The organism is Pradoshia sp. Z5_111, from assembly GCF_058267535.1.
The window spans coordinates 299,146-322,072 of record NZ_JBZCPQ010000002.1 but is presented as its reverse complement, the minus strand read 5'-3'; the positions used below and the strand labels follow the sequence as shown (position 1 = coordinate 322,072).

The 22,927-nt window shown below is 37.0% G+C and carries 22 protein-coding genes; 16 read left to right on the top strand and 6 right to left on the bottom strand.

All coding sequences use genetic code 11. The features are described 5' to 3' along the window. The first annotated feature begins 95 nt into the window (after positions 1 to 95). The 5 genes from AC4D4A_RS05800 to AC4D4A_RS05780 all read left to right on the top strand — a co-directional run bounded on the left by AC4D4A_RS05800 (position 96) and on the right by AC4D4A_RS05780 (position 3,398). Positions 96 to 1,004, top strand: a complete 909-nt coding sequence (locus AC4D4A_RS05800) for an LCP family glycopolymer transferase (RefSeq protein WP_490995015.1) — start codon at positions 96 to 98, stop codon at positions 1,002 to 1,004. Between the two features lie 187 nt (positions 1,005 to 1,191). Further along, positions 1,192 to 1,521, top strand: coding sequence for a hypothetical protein (locus AC4D4A_RS05795; protein WP_066105755.1), 330 nt, complete (start codon positions 1,192 to 1,194; stop codon positions 1,519 to 1,521). A 181-nt stretch (positions 1,522 to 1,702) separates the two neighbouring features. Continuing rightward, entirely contained in the window at positions 1,703 to 1,996 is a 294-nt protein-coding gene (locus AC4D4A_RS05790; RefSeq protein WP_490995014.1) for a hypothetical protein, read from the top strand. A gap of 129 nt (positions 1,997 to 2,125) precedes the next feature. Further along, positions 2,126 to 2,626 carry a VanZ family protein gene (locus AC4D4A_RS05785; RefSeq protein WP_490995013.1) on the top strand — a complete coding sequence of 167 codons (501 nt, stop codon included), beginning with the start codon at positions 2,126 to 2,128 and terminating at the stop codon, positions 2,624 to 2,626. Positions 2,627 to 2,753: 127 nt separating this feature from the next. Next, positions 2,754 to 3,398: a M23 family metallopeptidase gene (locus tag AC4D4A_RS05780; protein ID WP_490995012.1), complete on the top strand. Its 645-nt coding sequence runs from the start codon at positions 2,754 to 2,756 to the stop codon at positions 3,396 to 3,398. Between the two features lie 13 nt (positions 3,399 to 3,411). Here AC4D4A_RS05780 and AC4D4A_RS05775 read toward each other — a convergent pair whose 3' ends face one another. Then, a complete protein-coding gene (locus AC4D4A_RS05775) occupies positions 3,412 to 4,329 on the bottom strand; it encodes a helix-turn-helix domain-containing protein (RefSeq protein WP_490995011.1) in 918 nt (305 codons plus the stop codon). Positions 4,330 to 4,527: 198 nt separating this feature from the next. Here AC4D4A_RS05775 and AC4D4A_RS05770 point away from each other — a divergent pair, with 198 nt between their 5' ends. After that, complete coding sequence (locus AC4D4A_RS05770) at positions 4,528 to 5,004, top strand: ribosomal eL19 family protein (RefSeq protein WP_490995010.1); 477 nt, start codon at positions 4,528 to 4,530, stop codon at positions 5,002 to 5,004. A 363-nt stretch (positions 5,005 to 5,367) separates the two neighbouring features. On the opposite strand, the gene AC4D4A_RS05765 is transcribed toward AC4D4A_RS05770, so the two are convergent. The 5 genes from AC4D4A_RS05765 to AC4D4A_RS05745 all read right to left on the bottom strand — a co-directional run bounded on the left by AC4D4A_RS05765 (position 5,368) and on the right by AC4D4A_RS05745 (position 11,746). Beyond that, a complete protein-coding gene (locus tag AC4D4A_RS05765; RefSeq protein ID WP_490995009.1) occupies positions 5,368 to 6,039 on the bottom strand; it encodes a TcaA second domain-containing protein in 672 nt (223 codons plus the stop codon). A 987-nt stretch (positions 6,040 to 7,026) separates the two neighbouring features. Then, on the bottom strand, positions 7,027 to 7,599 hold the full coding sequence (locus tag AC4D4A_RS05760; RefSeq protein ID WP_490995008.1) for a DUF6944 family repetitive protein: 573 nt from the start codon (positions 7,597 to 7,599) through the stop codon (positions 7,027 to 7,029). A 117-nt stretch (positions 7,600 to 7,716) separates the two neighbouring features. After that, positions 7,717 to 9,780, bottom strand: a complete 2,064-nt coding sequence (locus AC4D4A_RS05755; protein ID WP_490995007.1) for an N-acetylmuramoyl-L-alanine amidase family protein — start codon at positions 9,778 to 9,780, stop codon at positions 7,717 to 7,719. Positions 9,781 to 10,159: 379 nt separating this feature from the next. Next, complete coding sequence (locus AC4D4A_RS05750; protein WP_490995006.1) at positions 10,160 to 10,735, bottom strand: VanZ family protein; 576 nt, start codon at positions 10,733 to 10,735, stop codon at positions 10,160 to 10,162. 246 nt (positions 10,736 to 10,981) lie between these two features. Then, the gene (locus AC4D4A_RS05745; RefSeq protein ID WP_490995005.1) at positions 10,982 to 11,746 is read right to left on the bottom strand and encodes an SGNH/GDSL hydrolase family protein; all 765 of its coding nucleotides are present in this window, start codon (positions 11,744 to 11,746) and stop codon (positions 10,982 to 10,984) included. A gap of 570 nt (positions 11,747 to 12,316) precedes the next feature. Between AC4D4A_RS05745 and AC4D4A_RS05740 the strand changes: the two genes are divergently transcribed. The 10 genes from AC4D4A_RS05740 to AC4D4A_RS05695 all read left to right on the top strand — a co-directional run bounded on the left by AC4D4A_RS05740 (position 12,317) and on the right by AC4D4A_RS05695 (position 22,922). Next, complete coding sequence (locus AC4D4A_RS05740; RefSeq protein ID WP_490995004.1) at positions 12,317 to 13,060, top strand: YveK family protein; 744 nt, start codon at positions 12,317 to 12,319, stop codon at positions 13,058 to 13,060. After that, a complete protein-coding gene (locus AC4D4A_RS05735; protein WP_490995003.1) occupies positions 13,050 to 13,748 on the top strand; it encodes a CpsD/CapB family tyrosine-protein kinase in 699 nt (232 codons plus the stop codon). Before AC4D4A_RS05740 ends, AC4D4A_RS05735 begins: the two co-directional genes overlap by 11 nt. A gap of 87 nt (positions 13,749 to 13,835) precedes the next feature. After that, positions 13,836 to 14,600 carry a tyrosine-protein phosphatase gene (locus AC4D4A_RS05730; protein ID WP_490995002.1) on the top strand — a complete coding sequence of 255 codons (765 nt, stop codon included), beginning with the start codon at positions 13,836 to 13,838 and terminating at the stop codon, positions 14,598 to 14,600. Positions 14,601 to 14,963: 363 nt separating this feature from the next. Further along, positions 14,964 to 15,839: a UTP--glucose-1-phosphate uridylyltransferase GalU gene (gene galU, locus AC4D4A_RS05725; RefSeq protein WP_490995001.1), complete on the top strand. Its 876-nt coding sequence runs from the start codon at positions 14,964 to 14,966 to the stop codon at positions 15,837 to 15,839. A 60-nt stretch (positions 15,840 to 15,899) separates the two neighbouring features. After that, complete coding sequence (locus tag AC4D4A_RS05720) at positions 15,900 to 17,729, top strand: polysaccharide biosynthesis protein (RefSeq protein ID WP_490995000.1); 1,830 nt, start codon at positions 15,900 to 15,902, stop codon at positions 17,727 to 17,729. A gap of 292 nt (positions 17,730 to 18,021) precedes the next feature. Then, on the top strand, positions 18,022 to 18,636 hold the full coding sequence (locus tag AC4D4A_RS05715; protein ID WP_490994999.1) for a sugar transferase: 615 nt from the start codon (positions 18,022 to 18,024) through the stop codon (positions 18,634 to 18,636). A 2-nt stretch (positions 18,637 to 18,638) separates the two neighbouring features. Then, a complete protein-coding gene (locus AC4D4A_RS05710; RefSeq protein WP_490994998.1) occupies positions 18,639 to 19,502 on the top strand; it encodes an NAD-dependent epimerase/dehydratase family protein in 864 nt (287 codons plus the stop codon). 20 nt (positions 19,503 to 19,522) lie between these two features. Next, positions 19,523 to 20,737 (top strand): glycosyltransferase family 4 protein, encoded by a 1,215-nt coding sequence (locus AC4D4A_RS05705; RefSeq protein WP_490994997.1) that lies wholly within the window; start codon positions 19,523 to 19,525, stop codon positions 20,735 to 20,737. A gap of 21 nt (positions 20,738 to 20,758) precedes the next feature. After that, a complete protein-coding gene (locus AC4D4A_RS05700; protein WP_490994996.1) occupies positions 20,759 to 21,796 on the top strand; it encodes a polysaccharide biosynthesis protein in 1,038 nt (345 codons plus the stop codon). A 16-nt stretch (positions 21,797 to 21,812) separates the two neighbouring features. After that, complete coding sequence (locus AC4D4A_RS05695) at positions 21,813 to 22,922, top strand: capsular polysaccharide biosynthesis protein CapF (protein ID WP_490994995.1); 1,110 nt, start codon at positions 21,813 to 21,815, stop codon at positions 22,920 to 22,922. The last annotated feature ends 5 nt before the right edge of the window (positions 22,923 to 22,927 follow it).

Here is a 22,927-nt window from a genome sequence, read left to right as displayed (position 1 = left end):
TTAATCTTAATTGTAACAAAACTGATCAAAAAAACGTATGAAAAGGGGGAGGAAAGTAGAAGACTAAAGATAAAAACTAAAAAGAAGAGAATGCGATGAATGTAAATCGAGGTGCAGATAAACGAAAGAAATATAGATGGTTATGGATTTCCGGCTTCGTAATTGTGATTGTCATGGTTGTCGGATATCCTATTTATCAGGCCTTTCAAGCAATAAAGGATCCACTGCGGGAACGTCAATCACCCTATCGAGAAGAACAGCTTGATTTAACTAAAAAAGAGCCATTCTCATTATTGCTGCTAGGTATTGATACAAACGGCAGACCGGATACTACTATGGTCATAACGGTCAATCCGGAACACAATAATATAAAAATGCTCGGTATTCCACAGGATACAAGAGTAAAAATTGCTAGAAGCGAGAATTGGGATAAAATCAGCCAAGCCTATCAAGAAGGCGGAGCGGAACTATCGATGGAGACCGTTGAACAATTTTTAGAAATCCCGATTGATTATTATGTGAGTATCAATACGGATGGGGTGGAAGAGTTGGTGGACGCCATCGGAGGTATCACGGTTGAAAACCAATTAGACTTCTCTTATGATGGCCAACATTTTGCTAAAGGTAAAATCCGGCTTAATGGTGAAGAAGCTTTGGCCTATATGCGCATGCGCCAGCTGGAGCCAAATGGAGAAGAAGGACGGCAGCAGCGCCGGTATGAAGTAATTGGTGAGGTGATTCGCACAGGTGCCAATATCCGAAGCTTAACTAACTATGATCAAATCGCCACTACCTTAATGAATAATGTAAAAACAAATATCACAATTTCAGAGATGATAAAAATAAAAAATAACTATCAGGAGGCAGTTCAGCATATTGATCATATCAGCATGGAAGGTGCAGCTGAAAAAATAAATGGAATCTATTATGAGGTAATTCGCGCGGAAGAGGTCAAAAGAATTAAAGGAATTTTACAAAAACATATGGAATATTTTAGGTATTAAAGGTAGAATAAAGAATATAAAATATTCGTCTAGGAATATTCCTGGAGTTATAAAAATATGCGCCAGAGCGAGCATTTTTGAATAAACATGTAAGAATATTGGTGTTTTACTCATATGTGGTCAGGCCACCTTCATAGGCACTCCTGTTATACTAGGAACAAATAACCAATGAAGGAGGCTGGGCATAGTGGAGTTAAACGTAAAAGTACAACCAAAGTTTATTGACGGTGAGTGTTCAATTGAATTTTCGTTCTCTTTTGATTGGGAAAACATGAAAATTGGTGAAGCGGTTATTCTGACATGTGAAGAGGAAATGGACGCTCAACTTATTGAAGAAAAGCCGATGCTAAACCCTAAGAAACGTGAAACAAAATACCCGAAAATTGCCTTTGTCACGGACCTAGCAGTCATAGACGGACATAAAACAGCCGCTATTAATGAAATTAAAAAATTTCTAAACGTCATTGGAATCCAAAATATCCGTTACCAAGATAACCGACTAGCCAGTATGGCATAAATCATATAAGGTAAGACCAAATTTTGCTCTTAGGGAGTGGGATTTGGTCTTTTTACTATGTAGATAATGCAATGGATTCCCTTTAAGAACTCTTTGGAATAGGTAATTATTCTTACATATTTCTGCAGGAAAAACATCCTCCAGTGTGGAATTAAGGTCACAAAGAGGAGGTGGAGGTTATTTGAAGAGTAGAGAAGAGATTAAAGGGAGAAAAAGATTTGTTAGAGACATGACTTTTTTAACTATTTTAACTGTCATGTTGATTATATCGAGTATTGGGACCTATTCTTCTTTCGTGCCCCTGAACTATGTCTATATAGCAGGTTGGATCAAGTTAGTTACGGTAAGTCTATTGACGGGATATTTTATTTATCTTAATGAAATAGCGTTTAAAAGAGCAAACCCTATAGGCTGGCTTTTAGTCATCATGTGCATGACCTATACAGCAATGGGATTATTAGCCATGGTATTTTAATTCTCCTCATACAGATAGACAAAAATACATGTTACAAAACGAATTAATCAATCGATTGATTAAGAGAAAATTTCCATTTTGCAGGCCTTTGGCATTTACCTTACCGATGAATTCCGCTAGGATAGGAATATGAATAATGCTAGGAAAAAGATCATATACCGTTTAATACTTTTATTGTTGATTGTGGGAGTTGTATTTTATTCCTCCTCACAGCCTTATACCGAACAAAATATTCAACCTTTGCTGAGTGAAAATTTGAAGCTTCCCGATTCGATTGTAGCTTTGCTTTCAAAAATAAGCTTCACGTATGCTGGCATGGAGGTAAGTGTGCAAGCATTAGGGTTGCCGGCTTTTATTGAGTTTTTTATCCGTAAGGGTGCCCATTTTGGCGTTTACTTAGTAATGGCGTTTATATTGGCCAGTATCGTCAGAGTATGGATACAGCGAGCAGTGAAGGTAACTGCAATCACGATGGGAATTGTCTTTCTATATGCCTGCTCAGATGAATGGCACCAGTCATTTACAGGGGACCGCACGCCACTCTTTCACGATGTGATGATTGATACAGTGGGTGGACTGACCGGAGTTGTTTTGTATTTTGTATGGAAAAAATATCGTAAGCAACATTAAATTGGAGAGCCTTGTTTTTAACATAAAAAAACAGGCTCTCTTTTTGTTTTAAACTACGAAATTATCCAATCCGTTCCTCCATGCCTGCATAATTTATAAATAAGACAAGCATGGAGGAGATGGAAAAATGGACTTTATTAAACCGTCTCTCGGTAGCTATACGCAAAGTTATAAATCCAAGAAACATTTCGGAGTAGATATCGCGTTGCCAGGCAATGTAGCGATCAGAGCTGCCGCAGGTGGAGTTGTCAGTCGTTCGTATTACTCTGCAAGCCATGGAGAAGTTATTTTTATTATCCATAATGTACACGGACAAATCTTTGAAACACTATATGCACATATGCGCCGCCGTTCCAGAAAGTATAAAGAAGGAGATAAAGTCAAACAGGGGGATGTATTGGGGTATATGGGTTCCACAGGGGATGCCACAAACCAGCATCTTCACTTCGAAATTCATAAGGGCCGGTGGAATATCAATAACACTAATTCCGTCGATCCACGGAATTATATAGAAAAATCATTGGCCCCGGCTCCTAAAAAGAAATTTGTTGTTTTACCTTCAGGTTCTACGTCATGGCGTGTTTACCCATTATCTAAGTCACCCACTACAGGTAATGAGTCAGGCTACCTGAACCCGAAAAAATATGGCGGTCTCACCTATGAAATACTCGGCAATCCGCAAAAAGATGTATATACCATTCAGACAAGCTCATTTGGGAAAGTAAATATATACGCAGCCTCTTCAACGGGCGCTAAGATTGTTACGGTATAATAGAAGAAGCTGATCATTCTATCATTTGATCAGCTTCTTTTAATTCTGAATAACGCGCTTCTAATGATTTCTTTTTTTCCTTTACGAAACTCATAAACCTCGTATCTTCATTTAATTCAAAGATCGAAATAGCCTTGTCCACATAAAATATAGATTTTGAATAATCACCAAGTTTTTCGTAATTGTAGCTAACTTGATAATGTAATTCAGCTAAAGGAAAGAGATTGTCTTTTTCTATACAGTATTGGATACCCTTTTTACAATATGTAATGGACTCATCGAATTGTTTGATTCTTGTATATACTCTTGCGATGTTATAATAAAGCCGTGGAAGGATGGAATGATCGCTAATAAAAAATAATTGAGATAAGTGTGCTTTAGCCTCTAAAAAAAATTTTAAGGCAATTTCATTCTGGTTATCCGTAACATAGACTGCTCCCATGGACATTAACACTTCTATTTCCCGCTCATTCCAAACTTTATCTAAAACATGCGTTAAGTCAATTGCTGATTGCAGCAGTTCTATTGATTTTTCTGCATTATTATTTACAGCATGCTCGTAAATACCTTTATGCCATAAAATCAGCTGTTTGTTACGACCATTTTGAGTGAAAAGCGGATTATTCTCTTCTAATTTTACAATTCGGTTCATCTCATCATAGAGAAGATGGCGACGAGTTAGGCGCAGTTGCCTGCTTACTTCGTTAACATAGTCTACTCTGGGAGTTGAGCCAATTTCGAAGAAGTAGTTGACGTCCACTCCCAGCTTCTTTGAAATAAGGTATAAAGTATTAGCATAAGGATATACGTCACCTTTTTCAATTTTACTTATCTGTGCTTGTGTACAAATCCCCTGTGCCAACTCATCCTGAGAAAGTTTAAGCGATTTTCTTAGTTCTCTAATTCGTTGACCAATTGCGGAGAAGTCCATTGATGGCATCCCCTTTCCGAGAGTATTCCTAAAGTTATATTTAAAGGCAAATAGTTGTGTATTTGCTTGTTATAAAGAATAAAATGAATCTAAAGTCCCTGAATTCATCAATCTAATAAAAGTAAATATATGGTTAAATGTATATATAATCATAAATCAATTATACTTTTAAGTTTAATAATGAAAAGGGGAATTCAGATGAAAAAGAAAATTATGTTAATCGGTGCTTGCGTGTTAGGAATCAGTGTTTTTTCAATTTCTACATCTAAAACAGACCTTGCAGAGCTGCCAACACAGTACAATGTGAAACCAGCACAAGTAGCAGAGCTGCCAACACAGTACAGTGTGAAACCAGCACGAGTAGCAGAGCTGCCAACACAGTACAGTGTGAAACCAGCACGAGTAGCAGAGCTGCCAACACAGTACAATGTGAAACCAGCACGAGTAGCAGAGCTGCCAACACAGTACAGTGTGAAACCGACGCGAGTAGCAGAGCTGCCAACACAGTACAATGTGAAACCAGCACAAGTAGCAGAGCTGCCAACACAGTACAGTGTGAAACCAGCACGAGTAGCAGAGCTGCCAACACAGTACAGTGTGAAACCGACGCGAGTAGCAGAATTGCCAACACAGTACAATGTGAAACTGAGTAACGGAGTGAATACAATTGGCTAACTATATTGAAGAATTTTTATATGTAAAACAGAAAGAAAAGGATGATAAGAATTCGGATGAGTTGCCAACAGTATATTAAGAACTGTCTACATCGGAATAATTTTTCTATACTGAGGAAACGATTTCCTCAGTATTTTTATATGGCAAATTGAATCAAAATGGGCCTTCTTCTACAATAGTATCGAATGTTCGTTTTCTGTGCTTGATTCAAAATTCCTATTTGTAAAAGTATACTGAGAAGTTTTGACAATATAATATGCGAATAGGCCTAAGTTCCTTTCTCGTTGATTAGCTTACGATATTTCAATATAAAAAAGACAAAGACCGTAAAAGAGATCTTTGTCTTCCATATCTAGTACTTTATTATTCATTTGAATCCAAGCCGACTTCCTCATCGTTTAAATTCATGTTGATTTTCTCATCACTATTCCACAAAACAACTTGTTTCTTTTCGTTGATATCCGTATCATTTGTTTTCAATTGTGCCTCGACTTTATATTCTCCCGGTAGAAGGGGGCCGACTTTCTTTTCATAAATGACTTCGTTGGCCTTAACGACTTGTTCACCGTTTACCATTAAGGTGGCATGCTTAGAATTGGTGGTGATCGTCAGATAAACTGGATCGATTTCAATTGAATAGCTGTCGGGCAGCCAGGAATTCGTATTCTTTTTCAGTGTTAAAAATCCTTCAATCCTCGGCTGTTCTTTGCCCTTTTGGGATGTATCTTCATCATAATATCGGGATTGTTCATGGAGAACTGTCAGAAGGCTTTGGGTGTAATCAGGGTTTTTTTTGAGGTAATCCATCAAAATCTTTGTATTCTGTTCGTCAATAACCAGGTCTTCATTTGATGAGGTTAGAATCCGGGAGAGCTGACGTACATTTTGATCGGCGAGAGCAGTCTCGACCTTTTTGACAAGAGCATCCTTATCGAGAAACGGTCCCTTTATAAAATAAAAGCCAACGAATAAAAGGACAATAAGTATAATCATTAGGGATATTTTTAATAGTGGGGAAATTTTCAGATTCGCCATTTTCCTCATACCACCTTTAGGATTGGGTCATAAGTAACGGTTACTTACTTCTACTATATCGGCAATTCGTAGATAATTTCAATTAATACATATTGAATTTTTTATGGAAAAAGAATGTAACCATCTATAGGTATAGTATACTTTCAACCCAAAGGTGTTAGAAGATCAAATTAATCAATCGATTAATGAATAGACCCAAATAAAATAATCACCCGTCAAGATACGGATGATTGGTTACTTGAAAGCAACAATTGAGGAAAAGTGAGAAAGTAAAATAAAGCGAAGGCTTGTTTATTTATTTTTTTGAAGTGAACAGAGGAAAAGACCCTTAACCTACGTTCCTGCCCTACAATTATTCTTGAGGTAAGGAACATCCGATTGGCGATGATTAAAATGTCCGACGCTGACTGACTGCATTTAGGATAAAGATCTTTTCTTGTTTGGAAAGCATTCTCCAACTGCCTGCTCGGATTCTCATAGTTTCGCGCCTCCTTTTTTTATACATAATTTGGAATGGTTGTACTCTATTTATACCGTAAAAAACACGAAGTGAAACAAAACAAATACCAACAAATAGTAATACTAAATGAAATGGTTAGCCAGCAACTGTGGAAAAGTGATAGGGAAACCTGTAAAACTGCTATCTGGAAGGCAGGAGGTGTCGATAAAAAGTTTAAGAAATATATATAAAAGAACGTTTAATAGGGGATTAGACTTATAGTCATCATGGCAATCTTCTCAAGTGATACGAGAGCAGCTACTTCTTTTCGGCATATTCTTTAAAGCAATTCCATCTACCTGCTTGGAATATCCGATTGCCTACAGTATATAGCCGTTAATCAGCTAGTCATTCAATTTAATTGGAAAGTGCAGATGAGGACACACAGAATTGGCCCTGATAGTTTCCTCTGATTGATTCTCCATCTGTATCCTTCCTGTGCAAATACTAAACCTGTATGTAAATGCCCTCCGTTAGAGGAGGGCATCCTATTCGTTGATATCTGGCTCGCGTTCCTGAGCTTCCTCCAATTGTTGGCCGATAGCGGACAATACAGCGCCAATTGCTTGAATCCAACTCCCAGTGGCAATGTATTTTTGTCCCATATCATCGTCATTAGCTTGAATTTTAACGCCAAATACTTGGATGACACTGCCCATGGTTTGGAGTATGTTGCCGATAAAAGGTTCTGCTGATCCTAAAGTAGTAGTATCGCCAAATTCATCAGCCGCACTGATTCCACTGCCAAGCGCTTGTAACAAATTACCCTGAATAGAAATATTCGTTTTAGTATGATTAGGAAAATCAATAGCAATCCCACTAAAGGACTCCAGGGAACCTATGTTGGATAATACACTTCCTGTATATTCAAGTGAGAGCTGATTAGCCTGTCCATCTGCAGATAAGCCAGCACCGACTGCTTCCATGGCATTTCCGACTAAATTAAGTTCTCTTTGTATATTGTTTGATAATCCAGTGTTTGGAGTAGAGCCGATGGCTACAACAATGGTTCCTATAGCCGTTAGCCAGGCTCCAGCTAGTCCTTTCAATTGATTTGACACCCTATCACATCCATTTATGGATAATTATTATAGTGTATTCGAGGGATTTAGTGCTGGATTGGATTTTAGTGAAAATTAAAAGCCCCCGAGGAATAATCGGAGGCTTCAGGCTGGACGTTATTTATTTTTGAAATATACATTTAAGCCATTTAAAATACCCTGTGCGGCTTTCTTGTGATAGCTGTTTTGGGAAATGGTTTTTTCCTCGGTTGCATTCGAAAGAAATCCAAGTTCTAACAAGGTAGCAGGTTGTTTATTACTCTTGATGACTTGGAAATTGCCTTGTTTGACCTTACGATTTTTTAAACCGGTTGATTTAATCAATTCACCGTGTATAGCACTTGCCAGACTGCTATTTTGATAGTAATAAGTCTCTATTCCTCTTGCCGATGGAGAATCTGGAGCTGCATTGTAATGAATACTCACAAACGCATCTGCTTTTTTGGAGTTACTGAGTGCTGCTCTGTTAGCTAATGAAATAAAGGTATCATTGTTGCGTGTCATAATAACAGTGGCTCCTGCATTTTTCAGTAAAGTCGCTAAATAATTGGCAGTGCTTAAATTAATAGTCTTTTCCTTTGTTCCTAAACTTACACCAGTGGCTCCAGGATCATCCCCGCCATGACCAGGATCAATGACTATGACTTTTCCTCGCACACTTTTGGATATGATCAGTGTTTTACTTGTAATCCACCCAATCTTACCGGATGCCAGTTTTACCTGTGTAAAGCTACCATTTGTATTCAGTTTCATTACACTAGAGTTTTTAGGAATTGAAGCCAATATGGTAGATTTTGAGTCAGCATTCTTGTACAGAGAAGTGTTGGCGTTGGTAACCAGGTACTCTGTTTTATTAGATACCGGCTGTGGTGTTTTCGTATTGACCGGTTTTTTAGTTGAAATATATTTCATAACAACCCAGCCGATTTTTCCGTTGGAGGTTTTCACTTTCCCCCAAGTACCGCTTTTTTGCTGAAGAGTAAGAGCAGCGCTTTTCTTCACAGTCGTGATGACCTTGGAGGAAGTATTCGCCTTCTCACGGACATTCAAACTGCTAGCCGTAACATAATAAGTTCCAAGATTCACAGCCGGTTTTTTAGTAGAAAGATAAGAGAGACTTACCCAGCCGACTTTACCGTTTGAAGTCTTCACCTTCCCCCAAGTACCGCTTTTTTGCTGAAGAGTAAGAGCAGCGCTTTTCTTCACAGTCGTGATGACTTTGGAAGAAGTATTCGCCTTCTCACGTACATTCAAACTGCTAGCCGTGACATAATAGCTGCCTAGGTTCACAGCCAGTTTTTTAGTAGAAAGATAAGAGAGACTTACCCAGCCAACTTTACCGCTAGAGGTTTTCACTTTCCCCCAAGATCCAGTCTTTTGTTGAAGAGTAACCGCAGCGTTTTTCTTTACAGTCGTGATGACCTTAGCTTTCGTGTTGGCTTTCTCACGAACATTTAAGCTCGTAGCTGTCACATAATAGGTACCAAGATTCGCAACTGGTTTTTTAGTAGATAGATAAGAGAAACTTACCCAGCCGACTTTCCCGTTAGAAGTCTTCACTTTCCCCCAGGATCCACTCTTTTGCTGAAGAGTCACCGAAGCGTTTTTCTTCACTGTTGTAATAACCTTTGCTTTTGTGCTCGCTGTTGCCCGAACATTCAGGCTGGTAGCTGTGACATAATAGGTTCCGAGATTTGCATTAACTTTCGTTGGCTTTGCTTTAGTTAAACTTGAAGCAGATACCCAGCCAGTTATCTTTTTACTGGAATAATAGACTTTAACCCAGCTTCCAGTTTGCCCTTTTACTGTGACGGCCGTCCCATTGTTAATAGTTGCAAGAGATTTGGAAGAGGAAGAGGCCGTTTTTTTAATGGACAGATTATTTACTTCTGCATAGCCCGTCCAATTGACATATGTAAGATATGTACTCATTACCCAGCCGGTTTTCTTATCGTATGTAATCTTGCTCCAGTTATTTTGCTCAGATTGAACTGTGACCACTTTGCCTTTTTTGATTTTTCCGATGACAGAGGATTTGGTAGTTGCCTTGGAACGGACATTTAGGACATCAGCGTTGACTTTAGATGTAAAGCTGGCGGCATCTGCTTTCTCCGGTAACAGAGTAATGATAAATGATAGCAAAATCAGCAAACTGGCAGCTTTAATAAAATATTTTCCCAAAAGTTCTTTCACCTCTTTTTTTATTTGTTCTTCTCTATTCATCGGATGAACCGAATAAATTTAAAGAGGGTTGTTAAAGAATGTAAAAAACTAGGATAAAAATCGGATATTTTATCTTTTATGGCTTGTTGTTCAAATTACATTTTATTTGGAAGGGGAAATGGGGGTAATTTATTAATTATCTAATTGGTTATTCCTAAAACAAAAAGCACCCGAAATTGAGTGCTTTGGAAATGCGTATTTATACCCTCATATAAAAAGCTAGTCTTTTTTCTGGTTGATAATCTTTAGAAGTTTGATCTTGCACGGATTCATATACAGTATTAATAGAAATCTATCATTATGTTGGTGCCATGCTATATGATCCTATCATGTCTTGTTAATACATGTCCTCAACAGGTTTTCTGTAAAGTCTATATAAATAATACCCTAATATTACTCCTACTGAATTTAACAATACATCATCAATATCAGTTTGTCTGTGCGGAAGAAGCAATTGGCACATTTCAATTCCGACTGAAAAACTAATACCTACCATGACACATTGTGTAAATTTCTTCATTTTATTGTATTTTAGTGGCAGAAAAAATCCAAAAGGAATGAACAATACTACATTTCCAATAATATTATAAGCCATTTCAATAAAAGGCTTTGTTCTGATTAGTTCGCTGATGACAACTAAAGGAATATAATTGTCTTTTATATTGCTCGTAATAGTTGGTAAGGTAATAGGTGCTGGATATAATAGAGTCATTATTATGATGAAAAATACAGCAAACAAAAACAAGATATTTATGAATATCTGATTAATAATTTCATTTTTATCAGTTGTTGTATCTGACCCTATTTTGTTAAAATCATATGGTCTGAATTTTAACAACAATGATATTAAGGCCAATATAAAAGTTACTACTGAAAATAATCTTATAATATAATAAGCATTCATACTATCCATAAAATATCCCCTTAAAGCATTTTTTTTACATTCTAACACTCTTTCCTGATTCTAGGAGATAATGAGATCAGAGTTGTTGTATACCCCACAGTTGTATTGCCGCTTTAGTAAAAGATGAAATTTCGATTATGGATATCTTCTTGGTTTTATCATGATGAGTGAATTGAGTGGTTCATATTTAGGGACATACTTTATGAATCAAAATAGAAAAAGAAGCTTCCTTGATTCAGGTAGCTTCTCGAATATCTATATCCCAAATAACTTCAAGACCTCTTTACTCCAAATCTCTATCCCTTTTTCATTCGGAGCGCTCTTATCCTCTTTTAAATATTCCATCAACTCGGCTTCATTCGTATAATCTGGCCAAGCTTCCCAGTGATCTATGTATGTATAGTCATTTTCTGCTGCATATTCCTTTAATGCGTCCACTTGTTTCGGGTAGATTGTGGCATTTGGGATAGGGTGAGTAGGCATAAGAATCACGTAAAGATCCTCATTAATTGATTGTAGTTCTTCAATGATAGTAGAAATATTATCGTGATTATCCTCCACTTCAACATTGCCATTATCAGCTAGGGTCAGAGCTTCAAGAATAAGAATATCTGGCTTCGTTTCTTGATAATCACTGATTAAGTCTTCTGCTAATAATTGGGTGGAGGTACCGGCAAACTCTATATGGGAAACCATTACGCTATCTTCAAATTCATCTTTTATTTCCTGGCTGATTGTTTTTCCTAAACCGCTATCCTGATCTCCTAATGCTTTGGAGCCGGCAATCAAGATGTTAGCTTTTTTATGACTGCTAACCGCTTTTTCAAGGGCGCTCTTAAGTTCCTCATTCTCTACAATTTCAAATTGAGAGGAGGGATTCGCTTCTTTTTTGGGCTCATCTTGCTTCTTTTCATTCTCCATAGCAACAGTTTGTTCAATTTGATTACTCCAGTATACCTGTCCAAAAACTATAACAAGAACGGTGAATATTGTAAGGAAAAATATTGTGACATATTTCATGTTCCATCCTCCAGCTGATAAATATGATTTATATTGTTTTGAAAAAATGAGTCTAAATTCCTCTAATAGTATCGCTGTTTTAGTTACCCGAAAAGTAGAAAGAGTTAGTAGGATGACTCAGTTACAGTTTAACGCAGACACAGATTTTTTTAAAGAGTATGACATAAATTAAGATTTAGATAATTACTATAGATATACAAAGATATGTAATTAAATTGAGTAATTAAGAAATCAAGGTTGTCTTCTCTTGTGTTAAACTTAGAATAAAAGACATATTACTACAATAAATATATTTCTAAAAATTAAGTATTATTTTCCACTTTAAAAATTTTGCATTTTCAATTATCTTAATAATGGAAGTTTCAGAACATATAGTATGCGAGACATTTAATTTTTATTTTCGCTCAAACTGTAATATTACTTACTGGCTTAGGACTATACGCCATATCATTGGATACACAATATAATTACTGCTAATATTATAAAAAAATAAATAAAATTTATAAAAAACAGATAAATTATTGTCATTTTATTGTATAATGTTTAATATTATGTCAATCGGAGGATGAAATGGAAGAAACTATCAGCTTGAAGGATTTATTTGAAACCTTAAAAAAACGGGCATGGTTCATTATCATGATTACAGTTTTGGCAGTTTTGATTAGCGGAGTAACAAGCTTTTTTATTTTGACTCCAATCTATCAATCATCTACACAGCTACTTGTCAATCAAGCGAAGGGTGAAGAAACTGCATATAACTACAATGAGGTTCAAACGAATCTACAACTCATCGAAACATATAACGTCATTATGAAGAGTCCAGCCATATTAGATAAGGTCATTGAGAAATTAAATTTGGATTTATCAGCAGGCCAGCTAACGAATAAAATCACCGTTGCCAGTGAACAAAATTCTCAAGTTGTGAATGTATCGGTTACAGATGAGGATCCGCACATGGCGGCGAAAATAGCCAATACGACAGCAGAGATTTTTAAAGAAGAAATCGTTGATATAATGAATGTCGATAATGTTAGTATCCTAGCGAAAGCAACAGTTTCAGAGAATGCTTCACCGATCAAACCACAGCCACTACTTAATATCGCGATTGCGATGGTAGTCGGATTAATGATTGGTGTTGGAATAGCTTTCTTAATGGAGTATTTAGACAATACAATTAAAACCGAGCAGGATATCGAACGAATCCTTGATTTACCGATTATCGGTGTAATTGGTGTAATTGAAGAAAGCAATGCTCAAATGGAATCAAGAGCAAGAGCGAAGCGATCAGGAAGAGGTGTACAGCATGGCGCGTAAGAAAAGTAAACAGATCGGTAACGGCAATCAAAGGAAGCTTGTCACGTATTTTGAACAAAAATCACCGATTTCGGAGCAGTTTCGTACGCTGAGAACAAATATTCAATTTTCTTCGGTAGATGAGGAAATGCAAACGATTATGATTACTTCCTCAGGACCAACAGAGGGAAAATCGACAACTGCTGCCAATATAGCCGTGACTTTTGCCCAACAGGGAAAAAGGACCTTATTCATAGATGCCGACCTGCGCAAACCCTCTTCGCATTATACGTTCTCTTTTACGAACAGTGTAGGATTAACAAGTGTATTAACGAGACAAATAGAGTTTGAGAAAGCATTACAAATTGTTGAGCCTTTGGGCTTGCACGTACTGACAAGCGGACCGCTCCCGCCAAACCCGGCAGAGTTGCTATCATCAAGAGCGATGACTGATTTAATTAATCAGGCAAAGGAACACTTTGATGTCATTATTATTGATACACCGCCAGTGACTGCCGTAACAGATGCGCAAATTATTGCGAATCTTTGCCAGGGAGTCGTTCTGGTAGTAAGCAGCGGACGGACACAGATAGACGATGCTGTCAAAACGAAGGAATTATTATTGAAAACTGGGGCTAAAATCCTAGGTGTTGTTCTTAATAACAAAAAAATGAAGGATAATACGTACTATTATTATGGTAAAAAGTAGGAAAATAACTAGACTTTTCCATTGGAAATAAGTAAGATAGATTCATTGATTGGAATAAATATACAACGATTGGGGTTGCTTGATGAAATGATTGACATACATAGTCATATCCTGCCAGGTGTAGATGATGGTGCGCAAAGTTTAAAGGATTCAATAGACATGGCCAGGCTTGCTGTGAGCGAAGGTATCGATACGATCATCGCAACCCCACATCATAAAAATGGTGCGTACGAAAATATAAGAACAAAACTATTACCCGAGATTGATCAATTAAATGAACATTTGGAGAAAAACCAAATTCCATTAAAGGTTCTCCCCGGCCAAGAGGTCAGGGTGTACGGTGAATTGCTCGAGGATCTGGAGCAGGGTTTGATTCAAACAGTAAACCATTCCTCTTATCTCTTGATTGAATTTCCTTCAAATCATATACCAAGGTATGCAAGTACATTATTTTTTGAACTTCAACAAAAAGGTATTAATCCAATTCTGGTCCATCCGGAACGGAATATGGCCATTGTTGAAAATCCAAATCTCCTATATGACTTTGTCCAAAAGGGTGTCAGCACTCAGCTTACGTGCGGAAGTATTGCAGGTAAGTTTGGGAAGAAAATTAAAAAAGTATCAATGGATTTACTATCCTCTAACTTAATTCATTTTGTGGCATCCGATGCGCATAATGTATCAACAAGACAATTTTGGATGAACCAAGCATTAGATGAAATTGAGAAACAATTTGGTTTGGAACAAATCTATTATTTCGAAGAAAATGCAGAGTTACTCATTAGCGGGCAGACGATCATGAGAGAAATGCCGCAGCCAGTCAGACAGCGTAAGTTTTTAGGGCTATTTTAATGATGAACCAAATTAGGTGATGCCTCCTAACCGTTATCAAAGGAGACACTCGGCCATGCTGTGGGAAGTACAATAAACTTCCTTAGATGCAAGTCATCGGTAGGATGGTGTGAGGATGGGTTAGATGCCCATTTTTATTAATATTGAAGTAATAGATTAGATATGTTTATGAAAAAATTAAAAACGACTATAAAAATACACAATTAAATACCCTTAATATTGATTATGAAACATAGTAATTGCAATTGTCTAATAATTTTTAGTTATTTTTGGTAATTGAGAACTTATACCTAGACATTTTCCTTGAAAATGTAAAATTTATGATTCGTTATATATAGAGGTTGAAAAAAGGGAGGCTATACCTTGCAAAAAGTAAGAAAAGCGATTATACCGGCTGCCGGACTTGGTACACGATTCCTGCCTGCGACAAAAGCGATGCCGAAGGAAATGCTGCCGATTGTTGATAAGCCAACGATTCAATATATCGTGGAAGAAGCGATTGACTCAGGGATAGAGGATATCATTATTGTGACCGGTAAAGGAAAGAGATCTATCGAGGACCATTTCGATCATGCGTATGATTTAGAGAATAACTTGATGGAAAAGGGCAAGTTTGATCTTCTCGAAAAAGTACAGGCTCCTTCCAAGGTCGATATCCATTATATCCGCCAAAAAGAACCAAAAGGTTTAGGACACGCGATTTGGTGTGCGCGTAATTTCATTGGCGAAGAGCCGTTTGCTGTCTTACTTGGTGATGATATTGTTCAGGCTGATAAGCCATGCCTCCGGCAATTGATGGATGAGTATGAAAAAACCTTTTCTTCTATTATAGGGGTGCAGCATGTGCCAATGGAGGAAACAAATCGCTACGGAATCATTGACCCGACAGAGCAAAAAGGCCGCCGTTATCAGGTAAAGAGCTTTGTAGAAAAACCCGAAAAAGGTACAGCTCCATCTAATCTAGCCATCATGGGAAGATACATATTGCGTCCTGAAATATTTACGTTCTTAGGTGAGCAGAATATAGGGGCTGGTGGAGAGATTCAGCTGACAGATGCGATTCAAAAGCTAAATGAAATTCAGCGCGTATTTGCCTATGATTTTGACGGGAAACGATTTGATGTGGGAGAGAAATTAGGCTTTATTGAAACATCAATTGAGTTTGCCCTTCAGGATGAAACTTTGCGTTCGGATTTATTACGTTTTATGGAAGAAAAATTAACCTTAATTAAAAAATAAAACTATTTTGGAGAAGACCGGACATTGTATCGGTCTTTTTTAGAGGAGAGATGTTAGAACGTGACGTACCGGAAAAGGCTGACCACACTGGTCCTATTAGACTCCCTTATCGTGTTGACAGCAATCTATTGCAGTTACCTTATCCTTCACCCGTATTTGGGAATATTCAGAATGGAAACCTTATTAATTACCTCTCTAGCATTATTAACCTGCCATCATGTATATGCATTTATCTATAAACTTTATAACAAGGCATGGGAATATGCGAGTGTACGAGAGTTAATTGGGATAGTAAAAGCTGTATCTTTATCAATTTTAACGACATCTGTCATTCAGCTAATTATTTTTCAGGATGTTTACGTAAGGGCTTTAGGGATTACCTGGATGCTCCATATTCTTTTGATAGGTGGATCTAGATTTTCTTGGCGAGTTATCAGAGATCGCTACATCAACACATCTGATGCATCAAAAAAGCGTACATTAATTATTGGAGCTGGTGCAGCCGGAACGATGGTAGCAAGACAATTGCTTCATAAGGTGGACTCTGATTTACTACCTGTTGCCTTTATTGATGATGATTCAAATAAACAAAGACTTGAATTCCACGGATTACCGGTTGTAGGTGATACGGCCTTTATTCCAATGGCTGTTGCTTTACATGAGATTGAAGTCATAATTATTGCGATACCTTCTTTGTCAAAGGGTGAGATAAAACGTATTTATGAGGAATGCTCAAAAACAATGGCGAAGGTTCAAATTATGCCAATGATTGAAGAAATCATGTCTGGTAATGTCTCTGTCACACAGTTTAGAGATGTAGAGGTTGAAGATTTATTAGGACGTGAACCAATTCAGCTGGATATCAGTAGTATTTCTGATTATGTGGAAGGAAAAACTATTCTAGTTACTGGTGCGGGAGGATCAATTGGTTCTGAAATATGCCGTCAAATATGTAAGTTTACACCAGCTAGGCTTCTATTATTAGGGCATGGAGAAAACAGTATTTATTTAATTGATATGGAATTAAGAAAACAATATGGTGAATCTATTGATATAGTTCCGATTATTGCAGATATACAGGATCGAAATCGGATTTTCGATGTGATGGATGAATATAAACCAGATGTAGTGTATCATGCGGCAGCACATAAACATGTGCCAATGATGGAGTATAACCCAAAAGAAGCGGTTAAAAATAATATATTTGGTACGCGTAATGTCGCAGAAGCAGCAGATACATTTGGTGTTGGTACCTTTGTGATGATTTCCACTGACAAGGCAGTAAACCCTCCGAATGTAATGGGAGCAACTAAGCGTTTTGCTGAAATGATTATTCAGAACCTAGCTAAGGAAAGTAAGACCAAGTTTGTAGCAGTACGTTTTGGAAATGTTCTGGGCAGTCGCGGTAGCGTTATTCCATTGTTTAAGAAACAGATTCAAGCTGGTGGTCCTATAACGGTTACACATCCCGATATTACCAGGTATTTCATGACAATTCCAGAAGCATCAAGGCTTGTGATACAGGCAGGGGCATTGGCGCGAGGAGGAGAAATATTTGTCCTTGATATGGGGGAACCCGTTAAAATCGTTGATCTGGCAAAAAATCTAATCACTCTTTCTGGTTATTCGGTGGATGAAATTGGTATAAAATTTTCAGGTTTAAGGCCTGGTGAGAAGATGTACGAAGAGCTTCTGAATGATAATGAGGTTCAGGAGGGACAGGTGTTTCCGAAAATCTTTATTGGGAAGGCAGATTCGATGGAGAAGTGGGAGCTTTATAACGTGATTGAGACACTTCTTGATAAGGATTCGGTTGAGATGAAGGAAACGATTGTGTGCATTGCTAATATGAAGTTCGCTGAGAAACAGCCGTTAGGGATTGATGGCTAGGAATTAGTTGGATAGGAAGACCTGTTTTTAGCAAACTGTCTAGCCAGATAATTAGATGCTTGTTAACGAAATTCGCTAATATACTGGACAGCTTTAATATAATATTTTTTTCTATGAGATTTTCCGGAAGATGAACTAACGCTGTTTCCATTTATATGATTCGAGGATTCATTGTGAGTGGCAAATCCCTTCTTGGGATGGGCATACAAAGTAGATTGGTTTAGGCAGCAATATTGATAAACTTCTGTTAAGTCCCGATTTACTAAATAACTAATCAAGGAGGGTTACGCGTATGTATATTACAATAAAAAGACTGATCGATATCATTCTTTCTTTAATAGGTCTTATAGTATTATCACCTGTTTTTCTTCTCCTGATCATCTGTATAAAACTTGGTTCCCAGGGTCCTATATTATTTAAACAGCGCAGAATTGGGAAAAACAAGACAGAGTTTTATATTTTAAAATTCAGGACAATGAAAATTGATACACCAAAGGATATGCCTACTCACCTATTAGCAAATCCAGACATCTATATTACGAGAGTAGGAAAGTTCATGCGAAAGACTAGTCTGGATGAACTGCCCCAAATCATTAATATTCTTAAAGGTGAAATGAGCATTATTGGCCCTCGTCCGGCATTGTGGAATCAATATGATTTGATTGCTGAAAGAGATAAGTATGGGGCGAATAATGTTTATCCTGGGCTTACTGGCTGGGCACAAATTAATGGTAGAGATGAATTGCCAATTAATGTAAAATCCCGACTGGATGGGGAGTATGTAAAAAGAATGTCATTCTTGTTTGATATGAAAATATTCATATTGACTGTAATCAGTGTTTTAAAATCTGATGGTGTAAAAGAAGGTTTTAATCAAATTAAACCTCCTGATGTAAAGAAAGGTTAATTATGAGTTTAAAAAAAATTTTAATTACAGGTAAAGGAAGCTATGTAGGTAACAATTTTATTCAATGGTTAAAAAATTGGCCGGATGATTATATAGTGGATCTAATTTCTGTAAGAGGGCAGGAATGGAAAAGATATGATTTTTCTGGGTACGATGTAGTCTTGCATCTTGCTGGAATTGCTCATGTATCAACTGATCCTAGCTTAAAGGAAAAGTATTATGAAGTGAATCGTGATCTGGCAATAGCTGTTGCACAAAAGGCCAAGGAAGAAGGGGTATCGCAGTTTATTTTTACTAGTAGCATTATTGTCTATGGGGACAGCAGCAGTAGTAAGAGAATCATTACAAGAGAGACTGAACCGACTCCAAGCAACTTTTACGGAGATAGCAAGTTACAAGCTGAAAAAGGGATCAGGGCTTTAGAAAGTGATGAGTTTAAGGTAGTGATTCTTAGGCCTCCGATGATTTACGGGAAAAATTCAAAAGGAAATTATCCTAAATTGTCCAAAATGGCTCGCTTGCTACCGCTGTTTCCAAAGGTGGATAATCAAAGGAGTATGCTGCATATCGATAATTTAAGCGAGTTTATCAGACTGATGATTATCAATGAAGAAAACGGTCTTCATTTCCCCCAAAATGGTTTCTATGTTAATACTTCGAATATGGTTAAAACCATTGCTAACGTCCATGGGAAAAAGATGATTCTGACTAGTTTTTTTAATCCATTCCTTGAGGTTTTAGAGTCCAGGGTAGGAATTGTGAACAAAGTGTTTGGAAATCTAGTCTATGATATGGAAATATCTGATTATAAAAATGATTACCGTGTCCGAAGTTTTGAAGAATCTATAGAGTTAACAGAAAAATAAAGAGAAGAGTTGGTGAGGGGTTGAATAAGCATATTTTGGTTATTTCTCAGTATTTCTTCCCTGAACAATTTCGTATAAACGATATTTGTGCAGAATGGGTAAAAAAAGGTTACAAAGTAACAGTAGTTACTGGCATTCCAAATTATCCACAAGGAAAGTATTTTGAGGGATATGGCTTATTTAAGAAAAGAAAAGAACTTTATAATGGCATCGAAATTATAAGGATTCCACTTATCCCTAGAGGGAAGAGTTCTATTATGCTTGCATTAAACTATCTTTCTTTCGTAATCACTGGATTCCTCTGGAAGGTTTTCACGAAGATAAAAGCTGACTACGTATTTATCTTTGAAGTTTCCCCAATGACTCAGGCATTGCCTGGGGTATGGTATGCCAATAAGAGAAAAATTCCATGCTACCTATATGTCCAAGATCTTTGGCCAGAGAATGTGGAAATCATTACTGGAATTAAGAACAGGCAAATAATAGGTGCAATTGGAAAGATGGTTGACTATATTTATAAGCGCTGTACTTATATATTTACTACTTCAAATAGCTTTGTAAATGCGATTGAAGACCGTGGAGTACCTAGGAACAAAATAAAATATTGGCCGCAATATGCAGAGGATTTTTATCAACCATTAAGTAAAAAGAGCTTGGTTGAAATTCCAAATGACGATTCCTTTAATGTTATATTTGCTGGCAATATCGGAAATGCTCAGGGGTTAGATATCCTGCCGCAAACAGCGGCAATATTAAAAGAGAAGAAATTAAAGAAGAAAATTCGTTTTAATATTGTTGGAGATGGAAGGTACAAGGAAACATTAATTGAGATGGTTACCCGCCAGGGTACAACTGAAATGTTTAACTTTATTGCAAGACAGCCTGCAGAAAAAATACCGGAATTTTTAGCGGCAAGTGATGCAGCCATTTTATGTTTAACGGATAGTCCTCTGTTTTCTATGACAATACCTGCTAAACTTCAATCTTATCTGGCTTGCGGGATACCTGTCATTGTCTCGGCTGATGGTGAAGCAAATCAGATAGTCAGAGAAGCTGCTGCAGGCGTAACATCCCCTGCTGGTGACGCAGAAAAGTTAGCGGAAAATATTATTAATCTTTTATCAATGTCTACAGATGAAATGTTGAGAATGGGGAATAATGCGAAATCCTACTACGATCAGAATTTCGATAAAGATAGATTGCTGAAAAAAATGGACGAGTATTTTCGAATATAACCTAAATGGGAGGAATAAAAAATGTTCAAGAATAAGACTTTACTCATCACCGGTGGTACTGGTTCATTCGGAAATGCTGTTATGGATCGGTTTCTAAATACCGATATTAAAGAAATTCGCATCTTCTCACGTGATGAGAAAAAACAAGATGATATGAGGAAAAAATATAAAAATGATAAATTGAAGTTCTACATTGGAGATGTGAGAGACTTATCTAGTGTTAAAAATGCCATGCATGGAGTAGATTATGTATTTCATGCGGCAGCATTAAAGCAAGTTCCTTCCTGTGAATTTTTCCCACTTGAGGCAGTGAAAACAAATATATTGGGGACGGATAATGTTCTGGCTGCCGCCATTGATTTTGGTGTGCGAAAAGTCATTTGCCTTTCCACTGATAAAGCAGCTTACCCAATTAACGCAATGGGAATTTCAAAAGCAATGATGGAAAAAGTATTTGTAGCAAAGTCAAAAACAGTTTCTCCTGGTCAGACATTAATTTGCGGAACTAGATATGGAAATGTAATGGCTTCCCGCGGATCTGTTATTCCGTTATTTATTGATCAAATTAAGAATGGGCAGCCATTAACCGTTACCGATCCAAATATGACGAGATTCCTTATGAGTTTGGAGGAAGCGGTTGAGTTAGTTGTATTTGCTTTTAAAAATGCCGAAGCCGGAGATATTATGGTGCAAAAATCGCCTGCTTCTACAATAGGGGATCTTGCACAGGCGGTAAAAGAACTATTTAATGCAGATAACGAGATTAAAGTAATTGGTACTAGGCATGGAGAAAAAAGATATGAAACTCTTTTAACGAGAGAAGAGCATGTAATAGCAGAGGATATGGGCGGATTCTATCGAGTCCCTTCTGACGACAGAGATTTAAACTATGATAAATACTTTGCAGACGGAGACCATAAGCTATCAACCGATAAAGAATATAATTCTGATAACACAGATCGATTAAAGATTGATCAGATTAAAGAGAAGTTACTAGAGTTGGATTATGTAAGAAATGAGCTAAAAGCTTGGAAAAAACATGTATTAACAATGAACTAAGGGGTTGCTTGTAAAAATGAAGATTTTAGTCACAGGTGCAATAGGATTTGTAGGGAAGAATCTTATAGCTGACTTAAAAAACAAAGGCTATAACGAAATTTTTGAAGTATCCAGGGAAACAAGTAAAGCTGATTTAGATCAGTTTACTGAAGAATGCAATTTTGTCTTTCATCTTGCCGGTGTAAATCGCCCACTGGATGAAAGTGAATTTATGGACGGGAATTATGGGTTTACAAGTGAACTGCTAAACTTACTAAAAAAACACAACAATAAAGCACCTATTTTAGCTACCTCTTCTATCCAAGCCGAAAAGGCAAACCCTTATGGAAATAGCAAAAAAGCAGCTGAAAATCTCTTATTTTCTTATAGTGAAGAAACAAATGTTAAAACGTATATATATAGATTACCCAACCTATTTGGTAAGTGGAGCAAACCAAATTACAATACTGTGGTAGCTACTTATTGCCATAATATATCAAGGGAGTTGCCTATAAGCATAAATAATCCTGATGCAGATTTGACCCTTTGTTATATAGATGACGTCTTGGATGAATTTCTAAAAGCTTTGAACGGTAATCCAACTAGAGACGGTATCTTCTGTGCTGTGCCTGTGACTCATACTATTAAACTTGGTGAATTAGCGAATATTATCCAGAGCTTTAAGGAATCTCGATTAGATAAAAGTATCCCGAGTATGGAGGATCCTTTAATAAAAAAGCTTTATAGTACCTATTTAAGTTTTTTACCTGAGAATGATTTTTCCTATGATCTTAAAATGAATATAGATCAAAGGGGCTCTTTTACAGAGTTTATTCGGACTCCTGAAAGAGGACAGGTTTCAATTAATGTTTCCAAACCAGGAATCACTAAAGGAAACCATTGGCATCATACAAAGAATGAGAAGTTTTTAGTTGTAAGTGGGGAAGGACTCATCAGGTTTAGGAATATTGACTCTGAAGAAGTTATTGAATATCGAGTGAGTGGTGAAAAATTGCAGGTAGTTGATATCCCACCGGGCTATACTCATTCAATCGTAAATGTGGGAGAACAAGATTTAGTAACGGTTATGTGGGTAAATGAATGCTTTGATCCGAATCAACCTGACACACACTTCTTGGAGGTATAATATAT

Excerpts from the sequence above, each read along its gene's own strand:
- AC4D4A_RS05745 (WP_490995005.1), bottom strand. The coding sequence starts at position 11,746 with ATGAAATATGTCACAATATTTTTCCTTACAATATTCACCGTTCTTGTT.
- AC4D4A_RS05735 (WP_490995003.1), top strand. The coding sequence starts at position 13,050 with ATGGCGCGTAAGAAAAGTAAACAGATCGGTAACGGCAATCAAAGGAAG.
- AC4D4A_RS05740 (WP_490995004.1), top strand. The coding sequence starts at position 12,317 with ATGGAAGAAACTATCAGCTTGAAGGATTTATTTGAAACCTTAAAAAAA.
- AC4D4A_RS05775 (WP_490995011.1), bottom strand. The coding sequence starts at position 4,329 with ATGGACTTCTCCGCAATTGGTCAACGAATTAGAGAACTAAGAAAATCG.
- AC4D4A_RS05695 (WP_490994995.1), top strand. The coding sequence starts at position 21,813 with ATGAAGATTTTAGTCACAGGTGCAATAGGATTTGTAGGGAAGAATCTT.
- AC4D4A_RS05750 (WP_490995006.1), bottom strand. The coding sequence starts at position 10,735 with ATGGATAGTATGAATGCTTATTATATTATAAGATTATTTTCAGTAGTA.
- AC4D4A_RS05710 (WP_490994998.1), top strand. The coding sequence starts at position 18,639 with ATGAGTTTAAAAAAAATTTTAATTACAGGTAAAGGAAGCTATGTAGGT.
- AC4D4A_RS05785 (WP_490995013.1), top strand. The coding sequence starts at position 2,126 with ATGAATAATGCTAGGAAAAAGATCATATACCGTTTAATACTTTTATTG.
- AC4D4A_RS05765 (WP_490995009.1), bottom strand. The coding sequence starts at position 6,039 with ATGGCGAATCTGAAAATTTCCCCACTATTAAAAATATCCCTAATGATT.
- AC4D4A_RS05730 (WP_490995002.1), top strand. The coding sequence starts at position 13,836 with ATGATTGACATACATAGTCATATCCTGCCAGGTGTAGATGATGGTGCG.
- AC4D4A_RS05770 (WP_490995010.1), top strand. The coding sequence starts at position 4,528 with ATGAAAAAGAAAATTATGTTAATCGGTGCTTGCGTGTTAGGAATCAGT.
- AC4D4A_RS05700 (WP_490994996.1), top strand. The coding sequence starts at position 20,759 with ATGTTCAAGAATAAGACTTTACTCATCACCGGTGGTACTGGTTCATTC.
- AC4D4A_RS05800 (WP_490995015.1), top strand. The coding sequence starts at position 96 with ATGAATGTAAATCGAGGTGCAGATAAACGAAAGAAATATAGATGGTTA.
- AC4D4A_RS05715 (WP_490994999.1), top strand. The coding sequence starts at position 18,022 with ATGTATATTACAATAAAAAGACTGATCGATATCATTCTTTCTTTAATA.
- AC4D4A_RS05780 (WP_490995012.1), top strand. The coding sequence starts at position 2,754 with ATGGACTTTATTAAACCGTCTCTCGGTAGCTATACGCAAAGTTATAAA.